We start from the raw sequence: 25429 nt of genomic DNA, 5'->3' as shown, positions 1-25429 counted from the left end.
GCCATGGTGATGAACCAGCTTCTTCTTCATGATGAACTGAAAGATAGGGTGTTAAAGTACCTTGAGTAAATGGGGACTTACACACTTTATTTGACAAGCCCAGAAGCTAAACATCATCGTTTACTTCTACCTCTTTTGTGATAATGACTGCTTCAAATTTTTTTCGTATAAAGAAAACCCATGACTGTTCCCAATCTTTTGAAATCCTGCATTATCATAAAATCGATTTAATTTCTCATTATCCCCTATACAATCTAATCGAAGCTTATAGATTTCCTTTTTTCTTAGATTATTTTCCAACCAGCTAAGTATTTGCTGACCCAAACCCTTGCCTGCTTCGTTTGGAGAAATAGCTAACTTATGAAGGTAAACTGCCTCCCCATCACCCTTCCAAAGCATCTTATCCCAGTCGCTAGCGTGAGGATAAATAGTAAAAGTAGCGATGGTAGCATTTTCTTTCTTAACTATGTATGTTTGCTCTTGTTCAATTGCTTTTATTAGTTCATGGTCTTCTTCCCCATTTAATAGAGTTTCCCACTGCTTACTTCCTTTTTCCTTCAAATGATGTGCTACATCCTTAAGCAAGGATAGTACACCTTCTATATCATCCTTTTGCGCCACAGTCACCTTATATCCGATTAAAAAAGACATGATAGATCCACCCTCCCTTCTTATCATGTTTCTATTCTAACAAAATTGATGGGGATAAGTTTATTTTCTTCCATTCTCGGTAAAATACCTATTGACGATAAATTATATATGTGCTATTATTTCGAAAATAAATAAAAAACAATTACTTTTACTTAATTGTTTATATGGGAGTGAGAAGATTGTGTAAAGGTGTTGATGAGCATATTCATGTGACTAGGGAAGCCGAAAGAATCCTCTATAGTACAACATGTACAGAGTGTTTTCATAGATTGTTGACGGACCCGGAAATATATGAACTGCTTGAGGCAAAAAAATGAATGTTGAGGAAAATTTTATGAAGAAGTTAGAAAAGAAAGGGAGGTTTAATGAAAACCTCCCTTTTTAATTTGTCTATTTATTCTGGCTGACACAGTTTCCCTCTTCTATGTAAAAGATTGTTAAAGTTTTATATAGAGATATTGTTATCGATGATTATGGATGATATAGTAAACATTTGCATAACTATATAGAAAGAAGGTGTAATTAGTGAAGCAATCTGGTCAGCTATTAAAAAACTGGTTAGAAATTTTACTTGTTTCTACGAGACTGGGACTTACCTCTTTCGGAGGACCCGTCGCTCATTTAGGTTATTTCCACGAAGAATATGTTCGAAGACGTAAATGGATGGATGAGAAGAGCTACGCAGATCTTGTTGCCCTTTGTCAATTCCTACCAGGGCCCGCGAGTAGCCAAGTAGGTATAGGGATTGGTATTGTGCGTGGCGGTGTTATTGGAGGTATCATATCTTTCCTCGGATTCACACTCCCTTCTGTCCTTGCCCTCATTATTTTTGCTACTTTTTTACATAGTTTCGGTGTAGAGGATGCTGGATGGATAAACGGCTTAAAAATCGTTGCCGTTGCAGTTGTTTTTCACGCGGTGTTAGGAATGGCCAAAAACTTTACTCCCGATATCCAAACGAAGACACTCGCTCTGTTTGCGCTTGTTCTGACACTGCTCATCCCATCTGCATATAGTCAGATAGCTGCAATTTTAATTGCTGGAATCATTGGCTTTATACTGAATCGAAAGGAAAATATGGGTAAGCTGGAACCAACAGTTTCATTTCCGATATCCAAGCGGTTAGGATACATTTGTCTTGGATTATTCTTTGCGATTCTATTTCTACTCCCTATCGTTCGAAATCTGACTTCCAGCAATTGGATTGCTTTATTCGATAGTTTCTATCGTTCAGGTTCACTTGTATTCGGTGGGGGGCATGTTGTTTTACCATTGTTAGAACAAGAATTTGTTCCGACAGGTTGGATTAGTGAGCAGGAATTTCTTGCTGGTTACGGAGCGACACAAGCTGTACCAGGACCACTATTCACTTTCGCAGCATATATCGGTACTGTGATTAATGGTTGGCAAGGCGGTTTATTTGCGACATTTGCAATCTTTTTACCGGCCTTTCTACTAGTTCTTGGTGTTCTTCCATTTTGGGATTCACTTCGACAAAATCCTAAAATCAAAGCTGCTCTCATTGGTGTGAATGCTTCTGTAGTTGGAATCCTTTTATCAGCACTTTATCATCCCATCTGGACCAGCTCTATTATTGAACCAATTGATTTCGCACTCGCCGCAATTCTCTTCAGTATGCTCGCTTTCTTTAAGCTGCCGCCTTGGGTAGTTGTACTGACAGGCGCAATCGGTGGTGTATTGATTAGTTATGTATAACAACGATAGCTATCCCGAAAAATGGGATAGCTTTTTTATATCCTTAACAGGTTTTAAAGTGCTTTTCTCTTTCAAAATGGATAAGTATCCATTAAAGTTAATTAAAATATGCAAATTGGAGGAAATATAATGGAAATCGGAATCACGACCTTTGTAGAAACTACTCCAGATCCGCACACAAGAGAAGTGATTAGTCACGCTGAACGGATACAGAATGTCATAGAAGAGATTGTGCTAGCTGATAAAGTTGGTTTAGATGTTTTCGGAGTCGGTGAGCATCATCGTAAAGATTATGCAGCAAGCGCTCCCGCAGTAATACTTGCTGCAGCTGCAGCAAGGACGAAAAATATTCGACTTACCAGTGCAGTTACTGTACTATCTTCCGATGATCCTGTACGTGTTTATCAGCAGTTCGCAACTGTTGATGCCATTTCAAACGGACGTGCGGAAATTATGGCAGGAAGAGGATCCTTTATTGAGTCGTTTCCGTTATTTGGTTACGATTTAAAGGATTATGATGAATTGTTTGAAGAAAAATTAGCTCTCCTATTAGAACTGCAAAAATCTGAAATGATAAATTGGCAAGGCAAGCATCGACCGTCTATTCCAAATCGCGGCATCTACCCCCGTCCCGTCCAGGATCCATTACCGGTTTGGATTGCTAGTGGGGGTACACCTGAATCTGTAGCTCGTGCTGGTATTTTAGGTTTACCACTTGTATTGGCAATTATCGGTGGTAGTCCACTTCAATTCGCTCCACTGGTTGATTTATATTATCGAGCTGCAAAGCAAAGTGGACATAACCCATCTAAACTAACCGTAGCATCGCATTCCCACGGATTTGTCGCCGAAACAACAGATATCGCAGCAGACAAGTTCTACCCTTCCACAGCACAAGCGATGAATGTTTTAGGAAGAGAGCGGGGATGGCCACCATATACTCGAGAAAGCTTTGATAATGCACGGACATTAGAAGGAGCTTTGTATGTAGGGGATGCCCAAACCGTTGCAGAGAAAATCATCTTCTTGCGTAAAAATGTAGGCGTGACCAGATTTATGCTGCATGTACCTGTTGGGTCTATGCCTCACGAAGACGTGATGAAGGCAATTGAACTATTAGGTAAAGAAGTTGCTCCAATTGTACGTGATGAAGTAGCAAAATGGGAAGCAGCAGAAAGTAATGAGTGATATAAAAACAGGTAGTCCAAAATAGGAATACCTGTTTTTATCGTTGTTTACCAACCAATATATCTAAGTCAATTGTTATTTCAAAACTCTCTTGATTCCATAATTCTTCCTTTGATCGATCATCAATACTCCATGAAAGTGGGGACATCTCCATTAAATTCCTTAATTCTGCTTGTTCAAGTCGCTTCGTATAAGTAATATTTTCAATGTTAACCATAGGAAATTCCTCTTTGAAGAGAGAAACTGTTTCCGCATTAGTATAGGTCTTCTTTTCAGATGATCCGAAGACCGCTTCCCGAAGTTCCTTCAGATAGTTCGGTCCTGGTACAACCTTCAAGATCAGCCCGAAATCTGATAGTACTCTTTTGAACTCCTTATAGTTTGCTGGAGAAAGTATATTTAAAATAACATGGAACGTGCTATCTTTTACGGGTATGTTCGCTAAATCTGCCACTAGCCATATTGCTTGGTGATATTTGCTGGCAGCCATACGAATACCTTCCTTCGATAGGTCAACTCCCACACCTATTAAAGAATCGTTACTTTCATCTATAATTTGCGTTAAATGCGATCCTTCACCTGAACCTGCATCAAGTATAGCGGGATAATCTTTCCGGTGCTTCTCTAAATCATCACCGATTATTTCCATAATCCTCTTATGTAATGGCTCATATAAATGAGTTTTCATAATAATTTCATGTCTGGCAGCGAACAAAGCTTTATCATAGTTACTTTTTACAGACCGAGTTAACATATTTACATATCCTTGTTTTGCAAAATCAAACATATGATTGTTTTTGCATACAATACTTCTCAACTCTACTACGTCCATGTCACTATTACAGATTGGACATGTCATAAGTTCTTTATATTCATTTACTAACTGAGCTGCACTTTCTTTCCGCATGATACGAGTCCCCCTAAAAAAGGTCCATCAAGTCATCCTGATAGACCTCATTTCACCTTTTTCAATTCTATGGAAGTGTATATCCATTGTCAAACTTCGCATCACTGACTATCATCCACATATCGGCCATGGTCTGGAACAGCTAAGTCGTCAAACTCTTTCGCCAGCCTTGCTAATCCTTCCGAAAGTTCGGTCCCTGAAACCGGCATTCCATGACCTGTAACAGCGACAGCAGGATTAAGTGCAGCCAGTTTATTCACAGACTCCCGTGCGGCATTCCAATCGGTGGTTAAGTATCTTGGCGGGCCGTTTATTTCCAATTCCTGAGTCATCACTTTATAAAGGGATTCCTGCTTAACCGCAACAAAAGCATCACCTGCAATAAGGGTGCGATCGTCTGCCCTAAATAACGAGACATGTCCTGGTGAGTGGCCTGGAGTATGCAACCATCTCCAACCTTCCATATAAGGAATGGTTCTGTCTGCTGGCAATGCCTCTATATTGTTTTTTAAATCGATGGCTTCCGTCGGGAACATCGGAGACATTTTTGCCACCAATCCACCTTCCACCGTTCCATCAGGCTTAGGATAGTTTTGTTTTCCAGTTAAAAATGGTAACTCTGCTTCGTGGGCATATACCTTTATCCCCCACTTTTCAACCAAGTCCACGACAGCGCCAACGTGATCAAAGTGTCCATGTGTTAAGATAATAGCTTTTGGTTTGCTGTTTTCCCCAAAACGCTCCTCCACTACCTCTACAATTTTTTCTGCGGATTCCGGCATGCCGGTGTCAACCAATACAAAATCCTCCGCACTGTTGCCAACTAGGCAAATATTCACGATTTGGTTCGTATAACAATACAAGTCTGGCAGTACATCAACACCTATTCCACTTGCTATCGAATACATAGGTAGAAATCTATTCTCCATAGAATCATACATTTCATCAGAATGATAATTGCTCATGAGCTCACCACTTTCTATCTTTTGTTTTTCGGTTCCCTATCTTTAAAAACCCAAACATTTCTATTCTCTGTAGAGTATATAAATTTATGTAAGTGGGTTTGCATTTCATGAGAAAGAGCTGCTCTATATCAAGAGCAGCTCTTATATCTTCCTTTTATATCATTCGACAAATAGTAGATGTTGCATGTCCGCTTTATTCCGGTTATTGTTCTGTCTCTTCCTGCCACACCTGCTCCAGAACTTGTTTAAACTGAGCAACCGGCTGAGCACCTGATACGGCATATTTATTGTTAAACACATAAAAAGGTACACCTTGAACACCAATTTGACTCGCTTCTTGAATGTCTTGGTTTACTTTTTGAGTGTAGCTTTGATTTTGTGTACTTCCTAATGCCGCATATTTATCGATTCCAACCTCTTCAGCTAGGCGTCCAATTGTGTCCGTGTCACTTAATAACTCACCCTCTGTAAAGTGAGCTTTATAGAAACGTTTAAAAAATTCGTTTCCTTTGCCTTGTTCTTTCGCGTATTGGAATACGTGATGAGCTGGTATAGTACTTGCAAATTTAGCCGTATCATAATCGATTACCAAGTCAGCATCCTTCGCCATATTCACGACGTTCTCAAACATTCCTTTCGCTTGATCTACAGGAATCCCTTTCATATCAGCAAATGTCTCATAATAATCTTTCTGTGGATTATGAGCTGCTTCTGGCGATAGCAGGAAACTCTTGTATTCAATTTCAACCTTATCCGCATGTTCAAATTCTTCCAAAGCTTTTTCTAAATGTGCTTCTCCGATATAGCAAAACGGACACATAAAATCAGACCAAATAGTAATTTTCATTAATTTGTCTCCTTCTCTTTATTGACTGGTCCACAAACACCGGTTTCCATATCACAGACGAAAGCATCTGAATCGGATAAGTCCAGGCCTTTTAACTCTTCAATTGGTTTCAATTCAATTGGCTTTAATTCCTTTACTTTATTATCCATAGGAAAACCTCCTTTATTTTTAGATCTATATCTGTAAACTCTTGTAATAGTACCTTCTAAAGTCTATCTTTAGTATAAATGACATATGCTTAAGAAATACAGTAATGCGCTCAACTTCATCGGAAAAGATCGATAACCTGAAAATATTCTTTTAATGTTACTTTTCTTCCGGCTTCATCCCATTTATGGTATTCCTTGAAAACTTGCATAACATCCCCGCTGAATAATGTTTCCACGAGATATTGAATCGTGAGAAAACTCCGGTGATAATCAAACATAATACGTGATAATTTATCCTCATAAGAGCCGCTACCGAACTCCTCCAGGGAATGGCCACCATAATTTTCCTTAAATATATCGACTATCTCTACTTCTGCTTGTGAAATTTCTCGAAATTCCTCTTGATTTAACGTAAATTTTCTACTTAAATAATCGCACATCCCCTCTTCGAACCAAATACCATCTTCCCGTGCATCACCAAAGTCATCTAGGAACAAATCAGAATGATGGGTCAGTTCGTGGGCCAGGATACTAAATATGTGATTCTCATTCATCGTTTTGAAAAATTGTTCCAATCCCTCATGTCGCTTTCCATCTAACTGTCTTAGAAATAGGTTTCTCCAGGACATCAGATCTGGAGAAAAATAGATGCAATCTTTATTTGTATAAGCTGGAATCGGAACATCGGAAAAAGCCGAAGTTGCCAAATCGGTTGTTGTCCACACAACTGCTTTTGGTAAATCAACCAGTTGAAAGTTTTCCTCCAGTACACGTTGATAGTTCGCGAGCTTTCCAGAGAATTTCATAATTATATCTTCGTACTTCGAATAGTCTTCTTTACTTTCAAATGCATAAATATGTCTCATTTCTTATTCCCCCAAATTAACTTGCTCATATAATATTCATCCATATACGTTCCATCAATAAGTAGGGAACTTCTTTTTGTTCCCTCTATCTCAAATCCAGATTTCTTATATAAACGAGTTCCCGCTTCATTCGTCGTGACCACAGTAAGTTCCATACGATGGATGCCGTTGAATTTCGCCCACTCGTCAAGCGCAGTAAATAGTTTAGTACCGATACCTTTTCCTCGATATTTTTCTAGAATTCCTGTAACGATATATACAGAATGCCTATTTCTCTTCGCATTCCCTCCAATTGCAAACAAATAGCCAACCAAGGAACCTTCCACTTCTGCAACAATGATTGTTGAATTACTTGATTTACTCATTTCCTCAATCATTTTCAACTGCTTCTCAACTGTAACTTGTCTCTCCCCGGTTTCCCATAGCATATATTCAGATGTGGCCTCCACTTCATTGACTAGGTGAGCCAACTCGGCGGCATCTGATCTTTCTATTCCCCTAATGTTCATTCTATTCCCCCTATTCCTACATTACTTTTTCATCATAGCACTAAAAATATAAAAACGTCCTGTCTAAGCAAAAGCTTTAAACAGGACGTTTCGACATTATTTTAATTTGAATTCCGCTTTTTCACCCTTAGAAATATCTTGAGCCTCCTCATTTCGGATCGGACCAATTTCCATTTCAAAGGACTTATCTTTCCATATCTTTTCAAATTGCTCTTTATCTAACAAGAAAACCTGTAAGAGTTCTCCACTGTCTCCAGCAGCTACTACATCACCATAGCGATACGGTAACAGCATTCCTTCATTCAAAGTCCATTGCTTTCCATCATTTAAATGAAGTGTAGATGACATCGATGTTTTTGATATATCTTCATCAAATCCATTATCAATGGTGAATTTAACTGTCAACAAAACGAATTCATCTTCCTGAAAGCGTGGAGCTTCTTCTGCATTAGGAACGAAGTTAGTAAATTGGTATCCGTCTAATGTGATTGTAGCCTCACCAATTTCTTGACTTTCCCCAATCTCCTCTTCTTCTAACATTTCTTTGTCACCCATGTTTTCAGCAGTAACTTTATCATTATAAAAACCTTGCGCTGCTTTATCTGCTTCCTTTTCTGCGCTTTCTGCATCAAGTGGAAGAGTAAAACGCCCAGGTGATCCAATCATAGATGAATAATCGTCCTTATCTGTTTGTGGTGTCGTTATTTCTACATCAACACTCCCAGCTTCAAGTACTTCTGTTAAGCGATCTTCACCAATCGGATATGCATAATAACCAACGATTTCCTGTCCAGCTTCTAAGAAATAATCATTGGACGGGGAAAGTAGATTTGGTAATTGTTGATCTTCCGGTAAAAGATACTGGTAATTACTCAAATGTTTATCGGCACCAACATAAGACATATAGTAGCTTGTCATATAATGTAAGTCTTCATCTGTATTATTTTTCACCGTATATTGTGCAATTATTACCGCTCCATTATTTTGATCATCAAAAGGAATACTATAATCGCGATGAAAATCTAGTAATTCCACTAATGTGTAAGCATCTAATGTTACTGAGACACCTTCCATTTCATGGGTTTGTGCTTCTTTACTTTCATATAAAACGGTCGCAGTTCCTTCTGTCTCTTCTTCCATAAAAGCAATCAATTCAGAAAAGTCACTTGCAGTTACCGAAGTCTCTTCTGCAGGTTCTTCCTCTTCTTCCGGCTGTTCTTCTTCAACCTCTTCTTCTGGTTCCTCTTCTTTTAAAACTTCCTCTTCATCTGCTGCATCGACCTCAGCTTCTCCCCCATCACTTTCTCCACAAGCAGCAATGATAGTTGCAAAGAAAAACATAACAATAAATAATAACAGTTTTTTACTCATGAAATTTTTACCCCTCCGTTGTATGGAATACAATGGTAATCTTACTACAACGAAGGAAATTGTCTATTCCTTTTCTTAAAAATAATTACTAAGTACTGGAAAATTCTTCGTTATTAACTTTTAATCGTGCCAATTCTCTCATGACTTTCTAACTTAATTCTATCGATACATTTCCATAACGATTTGGCGAGTGTCAAAAACAGGTATCAGAACATCAGCTATCCCCATTTTCTATGAAACGTTTAATCTCTTTTCTCGACGAGAGTATAATGACATTTTTTTCATTAGAAAGCTCTTTCAACATAGCCAAGATAGCTGGCCTTTTGACCTTGGGATAATTCCAAATCCATTTTAGAAATTCCATATCCAGTTTTTCTTTACAATCAGCTGCCATATCTGGTCTCGTCCGGTTACGATATTGAAAACGTCTCTTTATGGCTCGATATAAACAGACGGTTCTTGGTAAATCCAGATAAATAATCGTATCTGCTGCATTCAACCTTATATCCAATGTACTGCCATAATTTCCATCAATAATCCAGCTTTCTCTTGTAATAAGTTCATTTTGGATCATCCGTTGTTCCGTTTTCGAAGTCATCACCCAATTTGGCTTCCAGAGAATTGCATCCAAATGATAAACGGGTATACCTATTTTTTCGCTCAGTTGCCTGGCCAATGTGGATTTTCCAGCTCCACCTGAACCGATGATGGCTACTTTTTTCATGACCATCCTCCTCTGTTCGTTGGTTATATGTTTCCAGAGTCTGACTGTCGTTTCTATTTCTGGTCAGTAAAGTGTCCGATATTACTGAACATACTCGTCTCCTTCGTATTCTTCTTTGCTTTCCTGATTTCTTCTACGTCGCAACCATTGAACCAGCTCGTGTACAATAAGCAGAACAATACCTATTTCAAGTGCATGATCAGCTATATTAAGAATCCCGCTTCCCCGAACAATAAAATCAGTCACTTGCCCAAATATTAACCGGTCCATTCCATTACCAATCGCTCCACCGACCAAGAAGCCCATACTTATATTAATAATGGGCCCGCGCCAAGCCTTGTTTCTCCTTAAATAGAAGACAAACATTACAAATAAGATGGATATGACACCAAATACCCTTGCATAGCCGGGGAAAAATCCACCTGCCATTCCACTGTTTTCAATATAGGTAAGTTCAATCCCCATCCACGTTAACCTCTCGTACATTTCGACATTTAAGCGAACTAAAACCTTTGTGATTTGATCGATCAAAAGAACAATAACTGCAGTGATGTAAAATAACATGATAACCTTCTTTCCCAAAGGTTGTATAAACCTTTTATTTTCGATAAAGAATATATGCTCTTCTTTCTGCATAAGGAATACATTTATAGCAAACTTTTATTTTCTTTCCATTGTCGTCCCAATAAATTCTCGCTTTCTTAGCCCTTCCGTTACATAGCTTACATTTACTGAATAGCAACAGTACTCTCTCCTTCGCGAGTCAGCTTCCATTCTATCTTTCTACTAACTTCATTATATCGAAAAAGAAAGAAAGTGTAGAACTATTTGGTATTTTTTACATAACTCGTATTGTATCCTTTATATAGAGTCAGCTATAGGTAAAGGTATTCACCCATTCACCCAAATGATTTATTCACATAAGTTGTAACAAGCCTACTTTTTTAAAGGAGCGTTAATCATGAGTCCAATCAATTTTCAAGCTTTTACAGGATTAATTACACATATGGAAGATTACCCCTTCTATCCAACCGATGAAGAGACCGGATGTCATAAGTTCATCACTGTTCAAAATGAAACGGGGATGATTGTTAATTTTATAGCTGGTCCAAATACGTATTTCGTCAATCATGAAATGGTTTCGGTTGGAGACCAGATTACAGGATATTTGGATGGCGACGTACCAGTAATACTAATCTATCCTCCACAATATTACGCATTGATTATTGTAAAAGAGTCACCTTCCACCCACGTCAAGGTAGACTATTTTGATGATGATCTAGTCAGCGGTGATGGCAATTTAAAACTACATGTTAACCCTGACACACCCATTCTTTTAACAAACGGGCAAGCCTTTAATCAAAATCCTGCCCAGAGAAATCTTATTGTTACTTATACACATACATCGAAAAGCATACCCGCCCTAACTACTCCAGAAGAAATTATCGTCTATTGTCGTTAATCCTTATTAAAATGCATCCATTTTATTTTAAGATTGACATTCCTTTCGATTCGGTATATTCTATTAATTAACTTAATACAAAACTTTCTTATCCAGAGAGGTGGAGGGACTGGCCCATTGATACCTCGGCAACAGGCTTACATAGTACTGTGCCAATTCCAGTAGCGTAATTCGCTAGAAGATAAGAAGAGAAATTAGACACGGTGCCTAAACCTCTTCTTATCTGAGAAGAGGTTTTTTTATTTAGCAATAACGAGCAGAAATTCCAAATAATTTAAAAAGAGGATGATCAATATGACAAAAACATTAGTAAAGGCTCCATTTAAAGCAGACCATGTAGGAAGTTTCTTACGACCTGAAAACTTGCATCAAGCAAGAAAGGACTTGAAAGAAGGTGAAATTTCTGCATCTGAACTACGCGAAATTGAAACGAAAGAAATAAAGAGAATAGTAGACAAGCAGATTGAAGTTGGATTAAAGGCTGTCACAGACGGTGAGTTTCGTCGTAGTTGGTGGCATTTGGACTTCCTTGAAGGTTTAAATGGAATAGAAGGATATGAAACAGAAAAAGGATACACATTCGATGGAATTGAGACGGACCGTTACCATGTGCGTAATACAGGAAAAATCTCCTTTGATCCGGACCATCCATTCATAAAAGATTTTCTTGAATTTAAGGATATTGTCGGCGACCGCGCAATTCCGAAGCAAACCATTCCAAGTCCTAACCAATTGTTCGAGGTCGGTATTCGTAATCCAGAAATTTATCCAGATCTTGAAACGTATGCTAATGATATCGTCAGCGCATATCGTGATGCTATAAAGGCATTCTATGATGCTGGTGTCCGTTATTTACAGCTGGATGATGTATATATTGCCGGCCTTTCTTCCGAAGATTTTCAGTTAATCGATACAGGAGGATACTCTAAAGCAGAATTAATTGAGCTTGCAGTTCGAATTGTAAATGATGTTATTGCAGATCGACCAGAAGATTTAATCATCACTACCCACCTATGCCGCGGAAATTATCGTTCAAGCTGGGCGTTCAAAGGAAGTTATGCGGATATTGCACCGACTTTATTTGCTAAAGAAAAAGTGGATGGTTTCTTCCTTGAATATGACGATGAGCGTTCCGGTTCATTCGAGCCATTAAAACACGTACCAAAAGGTGGAGCACAAGTTGTAATTGGTGCTGTTACATCTAAAGCTGGTGAACTCGAAGATAAAGAAGTAATCAAGAAAAAAATTGAAAATGCTTCACAATTCGTCCCGTTAGAACAACTTGCTTTGAGCCCGCAATGTGGATTTGCCTCTACCCATCATGGTAACAAGCTTACAGAAGACGAGCAATGGTCAAAGCTGAAGTACATTGTGGATTTATCGAAAGAAATTTGGGGATAAACGGAACACGAGTATCTGATTCATAAAAAGGTGATCGGTTGGTAGAATATTCTCTAACCGATCACCTTTTTATTTTTTTATGGAAATTAATTACCAAAATTATGAAACCAATACTGCTTTCTCTCCGTACAACATGGTAGAAAGAAATGGGAGGGAAAAGAATGCCAGAAATTGCTATGCAATTGACGAATGTAAGTAAGCGGATTGGCAAAAAGGAAATTATCAAAGACTTGTCATTTTCCATTAATAGAGGAGAAGTATTTGGTTTTATTGGTCCAAATGGTGCCGGGAAAACGACGACAATTCGTATGATGGTTGGACTTATGAAAATCACGGAAGGTGACATACATATTCTCGGTAAAAGTATAAAATCTGACTTTAAACAGGCAATTCGCGAAGTAGGCGCTATCGTTGAAAACCCTGAGCTTTATCCATTCTTAACCGGTGCTCAAAATTTGAAACAGTATGCAAGAATGATTCCAGGAGTCACGCAAAAAGATATCGATGAAGCTGTTAGACTCGTAGGTATGGAAAAGGCACTGAACGAAAAAGTTGGTCGATATTCGCTTGGTATGCGGCAACGGATTGGTATTGCCCAAGCCATTTTACACAAGCCTTCTATATTAATCCTAGATGAACCGACAAATGGTCTTGATCCAGCAGGTATCAGGGAAATCAGACAATACATCCGTAAATTGGCGGCCGAAAAGAACGTTGCAGTTATTATATCCAGTCATCTCTTATCCGAGATTGAATTGATGTGTGACCGAATCGGTATTATTAAAAATGGAGAACTTGTTGCTACACAAGATGTCCGAGAGAACACATCTTCAACAACTCAAACATTGCTGCAAGTTGAGATGGAAGCCACACCATTAGATAAAGCTTTAGAAATTATTAATGAGAAAACTACAGCTGCACAAACGAATAATAAGATTACTTTCGAAATTGAAAAAGAACATATTCCGGCTTTAATTTCAAATCTTGTGGAACAAAATATTCTCATTTATGAGGTCAGTGTCACGAAATCAACCTTAGAGGATAAATTCTTTGATTTGATTGGAGAGAATGTCATTGGGTAATTTTATAAATCTCATTCAAAATGAACTGATTAAAATCTATCGATTGAAATCCACTTGGGCGATGTATATTATAGTAGGAATTATTATTGTTGGCCTTGGCATTTTCATCAAATCCTACGGAGAATATATGACGTATGAAGAGGATAGTTGGAGAGAAACTCTTGAAGCCGAGAACCAAAGCTTACTGGATGAGTCTGAAGAATTTCCAGGAATTGCGGAATTCAACCAAAGCCTCATCGAGCAAAATAATTACTATTTGGAAAATGATATTATACCAGTGAGTTATGGCGCATGGCAATTTGTAATGGAAAATGAAATGCTGCTTTCACTAGTCAGCCTATTCACTATTATCGTGGCAGCTGGTATTCTCGCTAATGAATTCCGCTGGGGTACGATAAAGCTGCTCCTTATCCGGCCGATTTCACGAACAAAAATATTGATAGCAAAATACAGCTCTGTACTCCTTTTTTCATTTATTACAGCATTCTTTGTACTGTTCTTTTCATGGATTGTCGGTCTCATTCTATTTGGATTCGATGGAATGAACCCTCATATTGTCCTTGAAAAAAACGAGGGCATCGAGTATGTTTCTGTTATTGGTGAAATTCTTACGGGATATGGATTCAGTCTCATCAACTTACTCATGATGGCCACTTTCGCCTTTATGATCTCTGCCATCTTCAGAAATAGTGCCTTAGCGATTGGACTAGCCATATTCCTCATGCTTGCAGGAAATCAAATTGTCTTTTTCTTCATAGAGCGTGACTGGGCTAAATACATTTTATTTGCAAACACAGACCTTTCCCAATATGTTAATGGAAATACACCATTAATGGAAGGGATGACATTAGGTTTCTCCGTCACCATGTTAGTAATCTATTATGTCATATTCGTCGCACTTTCTTGGGTATTCTTTACGAAACGGGATGTAGCCGGCTATTAATATGCAAACTAAGAAAGGTTCCGATTAAAATGTCGGAACCTTTCTCTATCATATAAGATGCTGCAAAACTTTTCCTTTACCTTCTCTCACTTCAACCTTCGCATAAGCTCCATTCACAAAGGTTATTTGTGGAGGGACATGTCCGCAGTCTATATCATAAATAATCGGTAATTGAAGTTCTTCATATAAATCTTGATAAACATCTTCTATAGTATAATTACCCACAGTGTCGTTTGCCGGACTCCTGCCAAACAGGATACCCGCACAACCTTCAAACCAACCTGCCAATCTCATCTGCACTAAGGTTCTCCTCAAATCAGTTGTATTCAAATAACAGTTTTCAAAATACCAAAGAATTGGTTCCCCTTTGGTGAATTGTTTACGGAAATTTGCTACATCACCATATTCTGTTCCAATTAGATGTCTGATTACATCAATACACCCACCAAGTAATCGACCTTCCACTTGGGCATCCTTTCCTAAGAGGACCTTCCATTCTGTTGGTTCTGTCAGATGATAAATTTGTGGTGTCGGATTGTCATGTTGCCACTCTTTCTGATACTTTTCAGATGAATACTGTAAAATAGAATCCCCTCGCTTTGTAGATAAGACTTTTTCCCACATTGCTGTAGTCTTGTCTGAGTATTCTCCTCTTACATCCACCAAATTTGTACCATGAGCAGTAGCTATTCCCGTCTTTAACGTCGTAGCCAATAATAAAACACTTGTATCCGAATACCCTAGTATCCACTTCGGCTCCATATCATTAAAGTTCATATGCTCCAAAATTTCAATGAGCAGTTCCCCACCCCAAGGGGGAAATATCAACTCAATACCATCATTGGTCAACATTTCATTTAATTCTTTGGCCCTTATTTTTGCAGGGGCAGACTTTGCCTTTTCTTGTGTCCATACAGTATCACCAATCTGGATGTCGTAACCTTTTTCTTTCAATCGTTTCTCTGCTGTATTTATCAAATCATGCAATTCTGGTTGTACTCCCGAAGAAGGTGCTGTTACACCAATTGTTGCTCCTTTTCTTAAAAATGGATATTGAATCATATTATCTTCTCCTTTTAATAGAAAGAGTTAAGATCATCTTCCAAAGTAGAAAGCATCAATTCAAGAAAACGATTAGCTTGTGATTCTTCTGGTAACTGTGAATTAATCCAACCTTTTTCTTCCTTTAACAGATAAATAAGACTAGTAACTGCTGTTTTATGAGACATCGGGTTTCTATTATTTAAAATATGCTGAACCTCTTTCAACTTATTTCGAGGCAGTAAAGACCCAAGAGCTTTCATTCCCAGTTGGGCTCTCTCTGGATAATAACGATGCAACAACACGTACGCGGAATTCACTAACACAAAGTGCAGCATTTCACTCGCCCATATATCATTTCCTCTCTTGAGCGCCTTCCGGTATTGGAATGAATACCAAGCTACATCGTAGACGTGATCAGCGAATTCTTCTTCGGTGAGTCGTAGATTTTGCGTTCTCCGATATTGATCCATCACCCCTCTTGGGTCATACAGCACTTTAAAATAATCCTTTTCCAAGAATGTATCTTCTGTCACTGTATATAAGTCAACATGAAGCAGATTGTCATATACGGCTATGATTTGAGGGGCGATAATGAAGAAGTCCTCATAGAAGAGAACCTTCCTATACTTCTCCAGATGACCTATCCTTTTATTTAGAAAATCACCCTTATCCTCTTCCTTCACTAAACAATATAAATCTATATCCGAAAACTCATCTTCTTCTCCTCTTGCAATAGATCCTTTTACAAATACCGCTTGAACAAGCGGATCCTCCATCAAACTCTCAGAAATTGCTTTAAGTGCTGCTTGTTGCATGATATACTCCCCCCTTTCCGATTATGAATGTGAGGTAAATATTACGATAGAATACCATGCTTTTAAACTAATTACAAGATTAAGATAATTACTCCACTAATTTGTGAAGAACCTCTCAAAAAACTATTGCAACTCCTATGGAAAAGGAGTAGAATTCATATGTTCAGTACTGAATTACATGCAGCTTTAATAAGCTGCTTAGGAGATAAACGTATGAAAAAGAAAGATTGGACTTTAACCATATTACTTTCAAATATATTCTTTGTATTTTTGGGAATCGGCCTAGTCATTCCTGTTTTACCAACGATTATGAATGAGTTGGATATAAGCGGTACTGTGATTGGTTACTTAACGGCTGCCTTTGCACTAGCTCAACTGGTTTTCTCGCCTATTGCCGGAAAAGCAGTTGATAAGTATGGGCGAAAGCGCATGATTGTGATCGGCCTATTTATTTTCAGTTCCTCTGAATTTCTGTTTGGACTTGGAAAAACAATTGAGGTGTTATTCGCCTCCCGTATCTTAGGCGGGATCAGCGGTGCTTTCATCATGCCAGCAGTAACGGCATTTATTGCGGATATCACTACATTACAAACGAGACCTAAAGCATTGGGCTACATGTCAGCGACGATTAGTACCGGGTTTATTATCGGGCCTGGGATTGGCGGATTTTTAGCCGAAGTCGGTACCCGTGTACCATTTTTCTCTGCTGCAGCATGCGGATTAATTGTTGCTTTCCTCTCGATTGTAACGTTACGTGAACCGAAGAAGAAAACAGACGATATGGCTAGCATGTCTGAAGAGCTTGGTAAAAGCGGTTTAAAGAAAGTCTTTATGCCGATGTTTCTAATTGCTTTCATCGTCATTCTCATTTCCTCTTTCGGTCTTGCAGCATTTGATTCTTTCTTTAGCTTATATACAGATCATAAACATGGGTTTACACCGTCGGATATCGCGATTGCAATTACTGGAGGAGCTATAATTGGAGCTATTTTCCAAGTTGCACTTTTTGACCCTTTAACACGTTGGATGGGGGAAATAAATATTATCCGTTGGTCGTTAGTAATCTCTGCTGTTCTAGTTTATGCAATGACTCTTGCCCAATCCTATTGGACAGTCATGGCTGTAACCTTTACCGTATTTATCGGCTTTGATCTTATCCGTCCAGCTGTTACAAACTATTTGTCCAGCATTGCTGGCAATGAGCAAGGCTTTGTAGGTGGGATGAACTCCTTCTTCACTTCACTCGCAAATGTGTTCGGGCCAGTACTAGGCGGGATTTTATACGATGTGAATATTGACTATCCTTTCTATTTCAGTGCAGTTGTAATTGTTATTTGCCTTGGATTGACCTTATTTTGGAAAAGACCTCACATAGAAATGAACCCGAAACCGACAACAACCAATGAGATGTAGAATCTCATTGGTTGTTGTCATTTCTTATGCTGATCTTTCTTGTATGTTAATATAAATTCAAAGGTAATCTTCCTAAATTATTATGATGTTCTCCATACGAATATAACGATTCTTCCGTCCTATAATCTTGTAGATTTCCTTGGAAGACTAACTCTAAATCTTGCACTACCATACTTGGTGTCATTAAAGATAACGGCATGGTAAAATTAATCCGACCACTCTGAATAAGAACCGAAGCAACGAATTGCGAACAGAAAAAAGCATTCTTCCTGGTGACAGGAATACGAAAAGGAATTGCAAATAATCCCAAGAGATTGTATCGATAATTTTCTTGGTTACCCTCGATTTGTTTGATATATCTTTTCATTTTGTCATATTCCGCTGCATCCACAGTTAGCCGATAAATTGCACAGGTCGCCTTTGAAAATAGCTCATCATCCAAATTCTCTCTAACAAAACCGCCAACAAAAGGATTTTGGGGCTGCTTCCTCCCAAAACTATATACTTCCATCAAATCATCATCAAAAGCAATCGATGCATGATTAAATGGTTTCCTAGTGTATAGTTTGATAGCTTTTGTAAATAATGTCCCCGTATCTGTCAGCAGAATATAAACATTTCTTTCCTTCACAATTGTTCTCCCCTTGCATTCCATGAACCTTCTATAAGTATTATAAAACGCTCGGCATGGCATGATAAGGAGCCTAGGTTTTAATTTCGAATAAGACCGGAGACGTATACACCAACAAAAAAGCACAAGAACATGATTGTTCTTATGCTTCCTCTTACTTCCACACAAATGGAAGGAATATCTTATTTTCTAGTTTTCACGTTGTTCTCCAAACTTACCATTAAAAATAAGGCTTTCCAATGGCTGACGACTATTCGGTTGTTCCCGTTCTTGAAGCGCTTTAGGCAGTTTTTCTTTCTCATCTTGATAACCAATAGCGACCAGTGCTTCAATATGATATTCTTCAGGTATTTCCAAGACTTCCCTTGCACGCTCAAAGTCAAAGCCTGTCATTGGATGTGTGATCAGTCCTTTTTTCGCTGCTTGTAAAGCTAGGAAACCCCATGCAGCACCTGTATCAAAGGAATGGGAATAAACAAAATTGTCTTCATTCAATTTTTTAGACAGGATCAACGTTAAAACAGGTGCTGATTTACACCAGGATAAGTTGAATTCATTGATAAACGAATGGAAAGCCGCTCTTTCCTCCGCAGTCTTCGCAACGATAAATCTCCAAGGCTGAAAATTAAAAGCAGACGGGGCCCAATGTGCTGCTTCGAATAAGGCTAACAATGTTTCCTCTGGAACTTGTTTCTCAGAGAACGAACGAGGTGACCAGCGTTTTAAAAAAATCTCATCAATATCGTATGTGGATGTTCTGTCATTTTTAACTTTGATTACGTCCATTATGCATTTCCTCCATACTTCCAACATTTTCAAGAAAGATCACTTTCTCTTCAAAATTTTTGTATTTGTAAGTTATTATACTATGATATAAAGATAAAGTCCGCAAATATCTATTTCTCACGCTGCAACGTGTTAAACGTATCTTCTATCTCCGAATGGAACTCTATAATATCTGCCAATTTTCCCACAAGATGTATGGTTTCCCAGGAATCTTGTTCAGGGTTTTCTTTTGCATCTTCCAAGATTTCCTCTAATACTTCCCTCTGACGTTCTGTCTTATCCACCCATTTTTTAAAATAAAAATTCATGAACGCTCTATATAATTGCGAGTTCGCAACATATAAATCTTTCCGGATTCCTTTCTGCCAAACTTGGGAAACCAGATTGAATTCCGCTAAACTGCGTATGCTTGTACTCATCGCAGTTTTGCTTTTCCCAAGTGCCTCACTCATTTCATCCAGGGTCTTTGGTTCGTCAACCAGGTACAGATAAGCAAACAAGCGTGACTCCAATGTTGATAAACCAAATAGTTCAATCGTTTTTGAAAGCGCTGTTACTAAATCATCTTTTAATGTTTTATCCGTATGCATAGCATCCTCCTAGAAGTACTACCTTTAGGATATATCATTCCACTTAAATTTAAAAACTTAACATTTCAGAGGATTATCGAGCAAATTCGAGGATAAAGCCAAAAACCACCTATGCAGTTTATCAAGTAAAAACTTTACGTTCTAAATGAACAAAAATAACAACTTAGTCGGTTTGAGATAAATTTATTAAATACGTATAGTTGAAAGGTAGTTCATTTTAAAGTTAAACAGCCAGCAACCAGTTGAGGAATAGATTTTATCTGTGAGCTGAAAAGAAAGTTAAAGTAAAGAGGTGAAAGAATGTCGATTATCGAGGTTAAAAACCTGACAAAGATATTCGGTAAAAATACGAAGCAAGCTTTGAAGCTTCTTGACAATGGACATAGTAAAGAAGAAATTTTAAAACAAACGGGCTCGACAGTCGGAGTCAATCGGGCTAATTTCTCTGTAGAAGAAGGAGAAATTTTCGTCATTATGGGACTCTCTGGAAGTGGTAAATCAACCCTTGTCCGTCTAATCAATCGATTGATTGAGCCGACGGGAGGCAACATTTACATTAACGGTGAGGACCTCGCCAAAATGAATAAACAAGAACTAAGAGAAGTTCGTCGTAAAAAATTAAGTATGGTTTTCCAGAAATTTGGGCTTTTCCCTCATCGTACGGTTCTGGAAAATGCTGCATTTGGCCTAGAAATTCAAAAGGTAGAAAAGCAAGAACGCGAGGAAAAAGCGAAAAAAGCATTGGAACTTGTTGGTTTGGGCGGCTATTTAGATCAAAAACCCGGACAGCTATCCGGTGGTATGCAACAACGCGTCGGACTTGCTAGGGCACTTACAAATGACCCATCCGTACTATTGATGGATGAAGCTTTCTCTGCGTTAGATCCCCTTATTCGTAAGGAAATGCAAGATGAGCTCATTCATTTACAATCCAAAATGAAAAAGACCATTCTTTTCATTACCCACGATTTGGATGAAGCACTTCGTCTGGGAGACCGCATTGCATTAATGAGAGATGGAAACATCGTTCAAATTGGTACGCCTGAAGAAATATTGGTCAATCCTGCAAATGATTATGTCGAAAAATTCGTAGAGGATGTCGACAAATCCAAAATATTTACCGCACAGCATATTATGAAACGTCCAGAAACCATTCAAATCGAGAAACATGGACCACGAGTTGCATTGGAAAGAATGCGTGAAGAAGGTATTTCTAGCATTCTAGTGACGGATAAAAATCGTCAACTACAAGGTTACGTCACCGCAGAGGCTGCTTCTCAGGCAGTAAAGAGTCAAAATGGCGACTTGAAAGAAATTATTAAAACAGATATTCCGCAAGTAGACAAGGATACAGCCCTTCAGGATATATTTTCTGTAATCTATGATTCACAGACTCCTGTAGCAGTCGTGGAAGAAGGTAAACTTTTAGGCATCATTGTACGTGGTGCAGTGATTGCAGCACTTGCTGGGGAAGGCGAGGTGGAAAATAATGTTTAATATGATGAGTATCGTTCCCAAAATTCCTGTAGCAGAGGGAGTTACCGATTTTGTCGGCTGGCTTACAGATACATTTTCTTTTCTATTCGACCCGATTAAAGTGCATTTTGGTAATTTAATGGACTTCATCACTGAAAGTGTCCTTATGAATATTCCTCCACTAATTTTCATTTTATTGGTTGCAGTAATTGCATTCTTTTTAACAGGAAAAAAATTAGGGCTTGCCGCCTTTTCTATTGTCGGGCTTTGGTTTATTCATAACCAAGGTTATTGGGAAGAAATGATGAACACTTTAACACTTGTTATTGTGGCCAGTTTATTGTCTGTCATTATTGGTGTGCCAATTGGAATTTTAATGTCTAAAAGTAAAATCACAGAAACGATTTTCACACCGATTCTGGACTTTATGCAGACGATGCCAGCGTTTGTGTACTTGATTCCAGCCGTTGCTTTCTTCGGAATCGGAATGGTCCCTGGTGTCATCGCTTCTTTAATCTTTGCAACACCACCGACAATCCGGTTTACGAACTTAGGTATCAGGCAAGTATCCGGTGAATTAGTAGAAGCCGCAGACGCTTTCGGTAGTACAGGTGCACAAAAGCTATTTAAAGTAGAATTACCAATGGCTAGACCAACAATCATGGCAGGTATCAACCAAACGGTCATGTTATCCCTATCCATGGTAGTTATCGCTTCAATGATCGGTGCTCCTGGACTTGGTAGTGAAGTATTATCTGCTTTACAACGTTCCCAAGTGGGACCTGGATTTGTTTCAGGCGTTGGTATTGTAATCTTAGCGATTGTTATCGATCGCATGACACAGAATTTGAGTAAAGAGAAAAAAGCAAATGGATGATAACTTTTCTACAAGAAAAGTTTCAAATATTACTATTAGAAAAAGGGGAGTTAATACATGAAGTTTAATTGGAAACGTCTCGGACTTGTTTTAGGTCTATCCACTGCATTATTCGCAGCAGGTTGTGGATCCTCAGGAGAAGAAGAAACAGGTGACGACGCTAGCACTACAGGTGGCGAAGTTGAATTAGCATATGTTCAGTGGGATACGGAAATTGCTTCAACCCATGTAATCGGAAAGGTTTTAGAAGACTTAGGTTATGATGTGAAACTGACTGCATTGGATAATGCAATCATGTGGGAAGCTGTTGCTAATGGTGAAGCAGATGCAATGGTCTCTGCTTGGTTACCACTTACTCACGGTTCCCAATTCGATCAGTATGGTGATAAAATGATTGACCTGGGACCAAACTTAGAAGGAGCAAAAATCGGTTTAGTAGTTCCTAGCTATATGGAGGTAGATTCCATTGCTGACCTGACAGATGAAGCTGGTCAAACTATCACAGGAATTGAACCTGGTGCTGGGGTTGTTGCTGCATCGGAAAGATCTTTAGAGGATTATGAGAACATGGAAGATTGGCAAGTTCAAACTTCTTCCAGTGGTGCCATGACAACTGAATTAAGAACTGCTTACGAAAATGAAGAAGAGATTATCGTTACAGGCTGGTCTCCACACTGGAAGTTCCAAGAGTTCGATTTGAAATATTTAGAAGATCCGAATGGTACTTTTGGAGATGCTGAAACAATCAATACTATGGTCCGTGAAGGGCTAGAAGAAGACGACCCAGAGTTATATCAAATTCTTGATAACTTTAATTGGTCAGTCGAGGATATCGAAGCTGTAATGCTCGAGATTGCAAATGGAGCAACTCCTGAAGACGCTGCTGCTGCTTGGGTAGAAGACAACCAAGATAAAGTGGATGAGTGGACAGAAGGAATCGAATAAAAATTAAGGGTTGGCTTTCATAGAAAGTCAGCCCTTTTTTCATATCTATTAAAATTTGACGAAAAATTAAATTCATATAGAACACATGTTCCATTTATGATATAATTGCCTTACCCCCGGGGGAAAGGGGGTGAAGCTTATGGAGGTCATCACAATTATAGCAGCTATGCTTGCTTTCCTGACTGCTTTGGTAAACTTAAAAACTGCTATAATTAACTTCAAAAGAAAAGACCATCGCTCAGGAGCGATAGTCCAGCTATTGTCGGGTAAGGGATAAGCTCCCTTACCCTCCTCCATATTCTATTTTTAATATATCCCATTTATTCATGAATAGCAAGATATTCGAGAGGTAGAAAGAACTATTACTTTATAAAGCGGCAGACCCACCATCTATTGATATAACAGCTCCATGAATATAAGATGCTTCGTCACTCAGAAGGAATGCTACGACATTTGCTACCTCGTGAGGTTGCCCTAATCTACCCATCGGAATGGCTTTTAGCCATCGCCTGAATCGCTTCCGCTGGAAATGCTTTTACCATCGGCGTTTCATTCGTACCTGGAGCAATTGCATTGATTCTGATATTCTCTCTACCGTATTCTCCGGCAATCGTCTTGGTCAACCCGATGATCGCATGCTTCGTTGCTGAATATGCACCGAGCGTTGGCATCCCTACCACTCCACCTAAGGAGGCGGTATTGACTATCGAACCTCCGCCAGTCTTCAACATCTCATTAGCAACATATTTCAAACCGTAAAATGCACCTTTTAAATTGACATCAACGATCTGCTCGAATTCATCCTCGGAACATTCCAACGTGCGAACGCCGGAACCAGATACACCTGCATTGTTAAAAAATAAATCTATCTTACCAAAGTATTCTAAAGTTCTGGTTACATAATTTTTTACATCTTCCAGTTTACTCACATCAGCTTCAACAAAAATAGCATCTGTACCTTTATCTTTGCATAGCTTTACCGTTTCTTCACCATTTTCTTTTGAAAGATCGACAATTGAAATATGTGCACCACGTTCTGCTAATTTCAAAGCAGTCTCCCTTCCAAATCCACTGCCGCCACCTGTGATAATCGCTGTTTTACCTTGCAATTAGAACACCCCAATCCAATGATTGTTATTTGTGAAATGGTTAACATACTTTATTTATCTAAAATAGGGAATGATATCCCAAAGATATCATTATTATTCCCTCTCTAAGATCGTCCATTCACAAATAATCACCAACTCGTTTTGCACTAATTCAGCTGTAATACTTCCATTCATCTTCTCCATCAAACTTTTTACAATTGCTAAACCAAGACCTGTACTTTTTCCAGAGCGTGCACGGTCTCCTGTATAAAAGCGGTCAAACATCCGCTCGACATCCAGTTTTGTCAGATTCTCAGCAGTATTTTTTATGATTAATCGTACATATTTCCCCTCTTGTTCCATCCGGATGACAATATTACCATCCGAATGTGTGATTGCATTGATAATTAAATTCTCAATGACTCTTGAGATTGCTGACTTATCTGCCAGAATCATCATTTCAGCGTCAGGCAACTCAATAGTGGGTTCCATATTATTTTCATGAAAACGATCATAAAAGCTCATTAAAACTTCAATAATCAATTGCTTTAACTGGATATTTTCCAATTTTAACTGATGTTCTGCAGATTCTATAATACTTAACTCAAAGAAATCCTTTAACAAAACTTCTAATCGTTCAGCTCTTTCTTTTGCAATACGTAACATTTCTTGCTTCTCCTCAGGAGATGTTTCTTCCTCTTCCGCTAATTGAATATAACCTAAGATAGAGGTTAGTGGTGTTCTAAGGTCATGCGATATACTAGCAATTGCTCTTTTTTGTTCTTTTTCAAAAGTAATTCGTTTCTTATTCTGAACGATATATCGATCAATCAAACGATTAATTTCTACACCTAAACCTTCTATTTCTTTATCTAACAGTGCAACATCGATTTTCTTGTTTGTCTTGCCATCGTTGTAAGTTTCAAGTTGCATGCGCATTTTTTGAACTTCCTTTTTAAAAGCATGGAAGCGGGTGGTTACAA

Annotated in this window: 27 protein-coding genes, 1 pseudogene and 1 riboswitch; of the genes and pseudogenes, 11 read left to right on the top strand and 17 right to left on the bottom strand. The window is 38.5% G+C overall.

The window, feature by feature from the left end; translation table 11 throughout:
• Positions 1-126: 126 nt before the first annotated feature.
• A complete protein-coding gene (locus tag ACFSBH_RS17795) occupies positions 127-651 on the bottom strand; it encodes a GNAT family N-acetyltransferase (protein WP_379598910.1) in 525 nt (174 codons plus the stop codon).
• Positions 652-1176: 525 nt separating this feature from the next.
• On the opposite strand from ACFSBH_RS17795, the gene chrA reads away from it, so the two are divergent.
• Together chrA and ACFSBH_RS17785 are read left to right on the top strand one after the other, a co-directional pair.
• The gene (gene chrA, locus ACFSBH_RS17790; RefSeq protein ID WP_251515429.1) at positions 1177-2367 is read left to right on the top strand and encodes a chromate efflux transporter; all 1191 of its coding nucleotides are present in this window, start codon (positions 1177-1179) and stop codon (positions 2365-2367) included.
• A gap of 129 nt (positions 2368-2496) precedes the next feature.
• Positions 2497-3555 (top strand): LLM class flavin-dependent oxidoreductase, encoded by a 1059-nt coding sequence (locus ACFSBH_RS17785; protein ID WP_251515432.1) that lies wholly within the window; start codon positions 2497-2499, stop codon positions 3553-3555.
• A 37-nt stretch (positions 3556-3592) separates the two neighbouring features.
• On the opposite strand, the gene ACFSBH_RS17780 is transcribed toward ACFSBH_RS17785, so the two are convergent.
• From ACFSBH_RS17780 to lspA, 9 genes are all read right to left on the bottom strand, one after another.
• A complete protein-coding gene (locus tag ACFSBH_RS17780) occupies positions 3593-4462 on the bottom strand; it encodes a putative RNA methyltransferase (protein ID WP_251515435.1) in 870 nt (289 codons plus the stop codon).
• Positions 4463-4563: 101 nt separating this feature from the next.
• Positions 4564-5391, bottom strand: a complete 828-nt coding sequence (locus tag ACFSBH_RS17775) for an MBL fold metallo-hydrolase (RefSeq protein WP_379598908.1) — start codon at positions 5389-5391, stop codon at positions 4564-4566.
• A gap of 238 nt (positions 5392-5629) precedes the next feature.
• On the bottom strand, positions 5630-6274 hold the full coding sequence (locus tag ACFSBH_RS17770; RefSeq protein ID WP_251515439.1) for a DsbA family oxidoreductase: 645 nt from the start codon (positions 6272-6274) through the stop codon (positions 5630-5632).
• Entirely contained in the window at positions 6274-6423 is a 150-nt protein-coding gene (locus tag ACFSBH_RS17765; protein WP_251515441.1) for a hypothetical protein, read from the bottom strand. The genes ACFSBH_RS17770 and ACFSBH_RS17765 overlap by 1 nt, the downstream gene beginning before the upstream one ends.
• 116 nt (positions 6424-6539) lie before the next feature.
• The gene (locus ACFSBH_RS17760; protein ID WP_379598907.1) at positions 6540-7289 is read right to left on the bottom strand and encodes a collagenase; all 750 of its coding nucleotides are present in this window, start codon (positions 7287-7289) and stop codon (positions 6540-6542) included.
• Positions 7286-7798 (bottom strand): GNAT family N-acetyltransferase, encoded by a 513-nt coding sequence (locus tag ACFSBH_RS17755; RefSeq protein ID WP_251515445.1) that lies wholly within the window; start codon positions 7796-7798, stop codon positions 7286-7288. Before ACFSBH_RS17755 ends, ACFSBH_RS17760 begins: the two co-directional genes overlap by 4 nt.
• A 96-nt stretch (positions 7799-7894) precedes the next feature.
• The gene (locus ACFSBH_RS17750) at positions 7895-9169 is read right to left on the bottom strand and encodes a DUF5068 domain-containing protein (protein ID WP_251515447.1); all 1275 of its coding nucleotides are present in this window, start codon (positions 9167-9169) and stop codon (positions 7895-7897) included.
• A 214-nt stretch (positions 9170-9383) separates the two neighbouring features.
• Positions 9384-9893: a DNA topology modulation protein gene (locus ACFSBH_RS17745; protein ID WP_251515449.1), complete on the bottom strand. Its 510-nt coding sequence runs from the start codon at positions 9891-9893 to the stop codon at positions 9384-9386.
• A gap of 81 nt (positions 9894-9974) precedes the next feature.
• Complete coding sequence (gene lspA / locus ACFSBH_RS17740) at positions 9975-10457, bottom strand: signal peptidase II (protein ID WP_379598906.1); 483 nt, start codon at positions 10455-10457, stop codon at positions 9975-9977.
• A gap of 397 nt (positions 10458-10854) precedes the next feature.
• Between lspA and ACFSBH_RS17735 the strand changes: the two genes are divergently transcribed.
• The 4 genes from ACFSBH_RS17735 (at position 10855) to ACFSBH_RS17720 (ending at position 14781) form a co-directional block, all read left to right on the top strand.
• The gene (locus tag ACFSBH_RS17735; protein WP_379598905.1) at positions 10855-11355 is read left to right on the top strand and encodes a hypothetical protein; all 501 of its coding nucleotides are present in this window, start codon (positions 10855-10857) and stop codon (positions 11353-11355) included.
• Between the two features lie 85 nt (positions 11356-11440).
• Positions 11441-11543: riboswitch (SAM riboswitch) on the top strand.
• A 106-nt stretch (positions 11544-11649) separates the two neighbouring features.
• The gene (locus ACFSBH_RS17730) at positions 11650-12756 is read left to right on the top strand and encodes a 5-methyltetrahydropteroyltriglutamate--homocysteine S-methyltransferase (RefSeq protein ID WP_251515455.1); all 1107 of its coding nucleotides are present in this window, start codon (positions 11650-11652) and stop codon (positions 12754-12756) included.
• Between the two features lie 161 nt (positions 12757-12917).
• Positions 12918-13838, top strand: coding sequence for an ABC transporter ATP-binding protein (locus ACFSBH_RS17725; RefSeq protein WP_251515457.1), 921 nt, complete (start codon positions 12918-12920; stop codon positions 13836-13838).
• Positions 13831-14781, top strand: a complete 951-nt coding sequence (locus ACFSBH_RS17720) for an ABC transporter permease (protein ID WP_251515460.1) — start codon at positions 13831-13833, stop codon at positions 14779-14781. The genes ACFSBH_RS17725 and ACFSBH_RS17720 overlap by 8 nt, the downstream gene beginning before the upstream one ends.
• Before the next feature lie 48 nt (positions 14782-14829).
• Here ACFSBH_RS17720 and ACFSBH_RS17715 read toward each other — a convergent pair whose 3' ends face one another.
• Positions 14830-15843: a S66 family peptidase gene (locus ACFSBH_RS17715; RefSeq protein WP_251515462.1), complete on the bottom strand. Its 1014-nt coding sequence runs from the start codon at positions 15841-15843 to the stop codon at positions 14830-14832.
• A 14-nt stretch (positions 15844-15857) separates the two neighbouring features.
• The gene (locus ACFSBH_RS17710; RefSeq protein WP_285853783.1) at positions 15858-16640 is read right to left on the bottom strand and encodes a nucleotidyltransferase domain-containing protein; all 783 of its coding nucleotides are present in this window, start codon (positions 16638-16640) and stop codon (positions 15858-15860) included.
• Between the two features lie 213 nt (positions 16641-16853).
• On the opposite strand from ACFSBH_RS17710, the gene norA reads away from it, so the two are divergent.
• Entirely contained in the window at positions 16854-18053 is a 1200-nt protein-coding gene (gene norA, locus ACFSBH_RS17705; RefSeq protein WP_251515464.1) for a multidrug efflux MFS transporter NorA, read from the top strand.
• A gap of 46 nt (positions 18054-18099) precedes the next feature.
• Here norA and ACFSBH_RS17700 read toward each other — a convergent pair whose 3' ends face one another.
• From ACFSBH_RS17700 to ACFSBH_RS17690, 3 genes are all read right to left on the bottom strand, one after another.
• A complete protein-coding gene (locus tag ACFSBH_RS17700; protein ID WP_251515466.1) occupies positions 18100-18684 on the bottom strand; it encodes a hypothetical protein in 585 nt (194 codons plus the stop codon).
• Between the two features lie 189 nt (positions 18685-18873).
• Positions 18874-19470, bottom strand: a complete 597-nt coding sequence (locus tag ACFSBH_RS17695; protein ID WP_251515467.1) for a nitroreductase family protein — start codon at positions 19468-19470, stop codon at positions 18874-18876.
• Between the two features lie 110 nt (positions 19471-19580).
• Complete coding sequence (locus ACFSBH_RS17690) at positions 19581-20060, bottom strand: GbsR/MarR family transcriptional regulator (RefSeq protein ID WP_251515468.1); 480 nt, start codon at positions 20058-20060, stop codon at positions 19581-19583.
• Positions 20061-20360: 300 nt separating this feature from the next.
• Here ACFSBH_RS17690 and ACFSBH_RS17685 point away from each other — a divergent pair, with 300 nt between their 5' ends.
• The 4 genes from ACFSBH_RS17685 to ACFSBH_RS17670 all read left to right on the top strand — a co-directional run bounded on the left by ACFSBH_RS17685 (position 20361) and on the right by ACFSBH_RS17670 (position 23635).
• Positions 20361-21557 (top strand): quaternary amine ABC transporter ATP-binding protein, encoded by a 1197-nt coding sequence (locus ACFSBH_RS17685; protein ID WP_251515470.1) that lies wholly within the window; start codon positions 20361-20363, stop codon positions 21555-21557.
• Positions 21550-22413, top strand: coding sequence for an ABC transporter permease (locus ACFSBH_RS17680; RefSeq protein ID WP_285853784.1), 864 nt, complete (start codon positions 21550-21552; stop codon positions 22411-22413). Before ACFSBH_RS17685 ends, ACFSBH_RS17680 begins: the two co-directional genes overlap by 8 nt.
• A gap of 57 nt (positions 22414-22470) precedes the next feature.
• Entirely contained in the window at positions 22471-23358 is an 888-nt protein-coding gene (locus ACFSBH_RS17675; protein ID WP_251515472.1) for a glycine betaine ABC transporter substrate-binding protein, read from the top strand.
• Between the two features lie 139 nt (positions 23359-23497).
• Positions 23498-23635 carry a hypothetical protein gene (locus ACFSBH_RS17670; protein WP_251515474.1) on the top strand — a complete coding sequence of 46 codons (138 nt, stop codon included), beginning with the start codon at positions 23498-23500 and terminating at the stop codon, positions 23633-23635.
• A 90-nt stretch (positions 23636-23725) separates the two neighbouring features.
• Here ACFSBH_RS17670 and ACFSBH_RS17665 read toward each other — a convergent pair.
• Both ACFSBH_RS17665 and ACFSBH_RS17660 read right to left on the bottom strand, forming a co-directional pair.
• A pseudogene (locus ACFSBH_RS17665) lies at positions 23726-24407 on the bottom strand (SDR family NAD(P)-dependent oxidoreductase).
• 153 nt (positions 24408-24560) lie between these two features.
• Positions 24561-25385, bottom strand: a complete 825-nt coding sequence (locus ACFSBH_RS17660) for a sensor histidine kinase (protein ID WP_251515476.1) — start codon at positions 25383-25385, stop codon at positions 24561-24563.
• Positions 25386-25429 lie beyond the last annotated feature (44 nt).

Origin of the sequence: Oceanobacillus luteolus (assembly GCF_042678205.1) — a bacterium.
Lineage (GTDB): Bacteria > Bacillota > Bacilli > Bacillales > Amphibacillaceae > Oceanobacillus > Oceanobacillus luteolus.
Note: the sequence above shows the minus strand (reverse complement) of the source record. Positions and strands in the feature narration are given on the sequence as shown.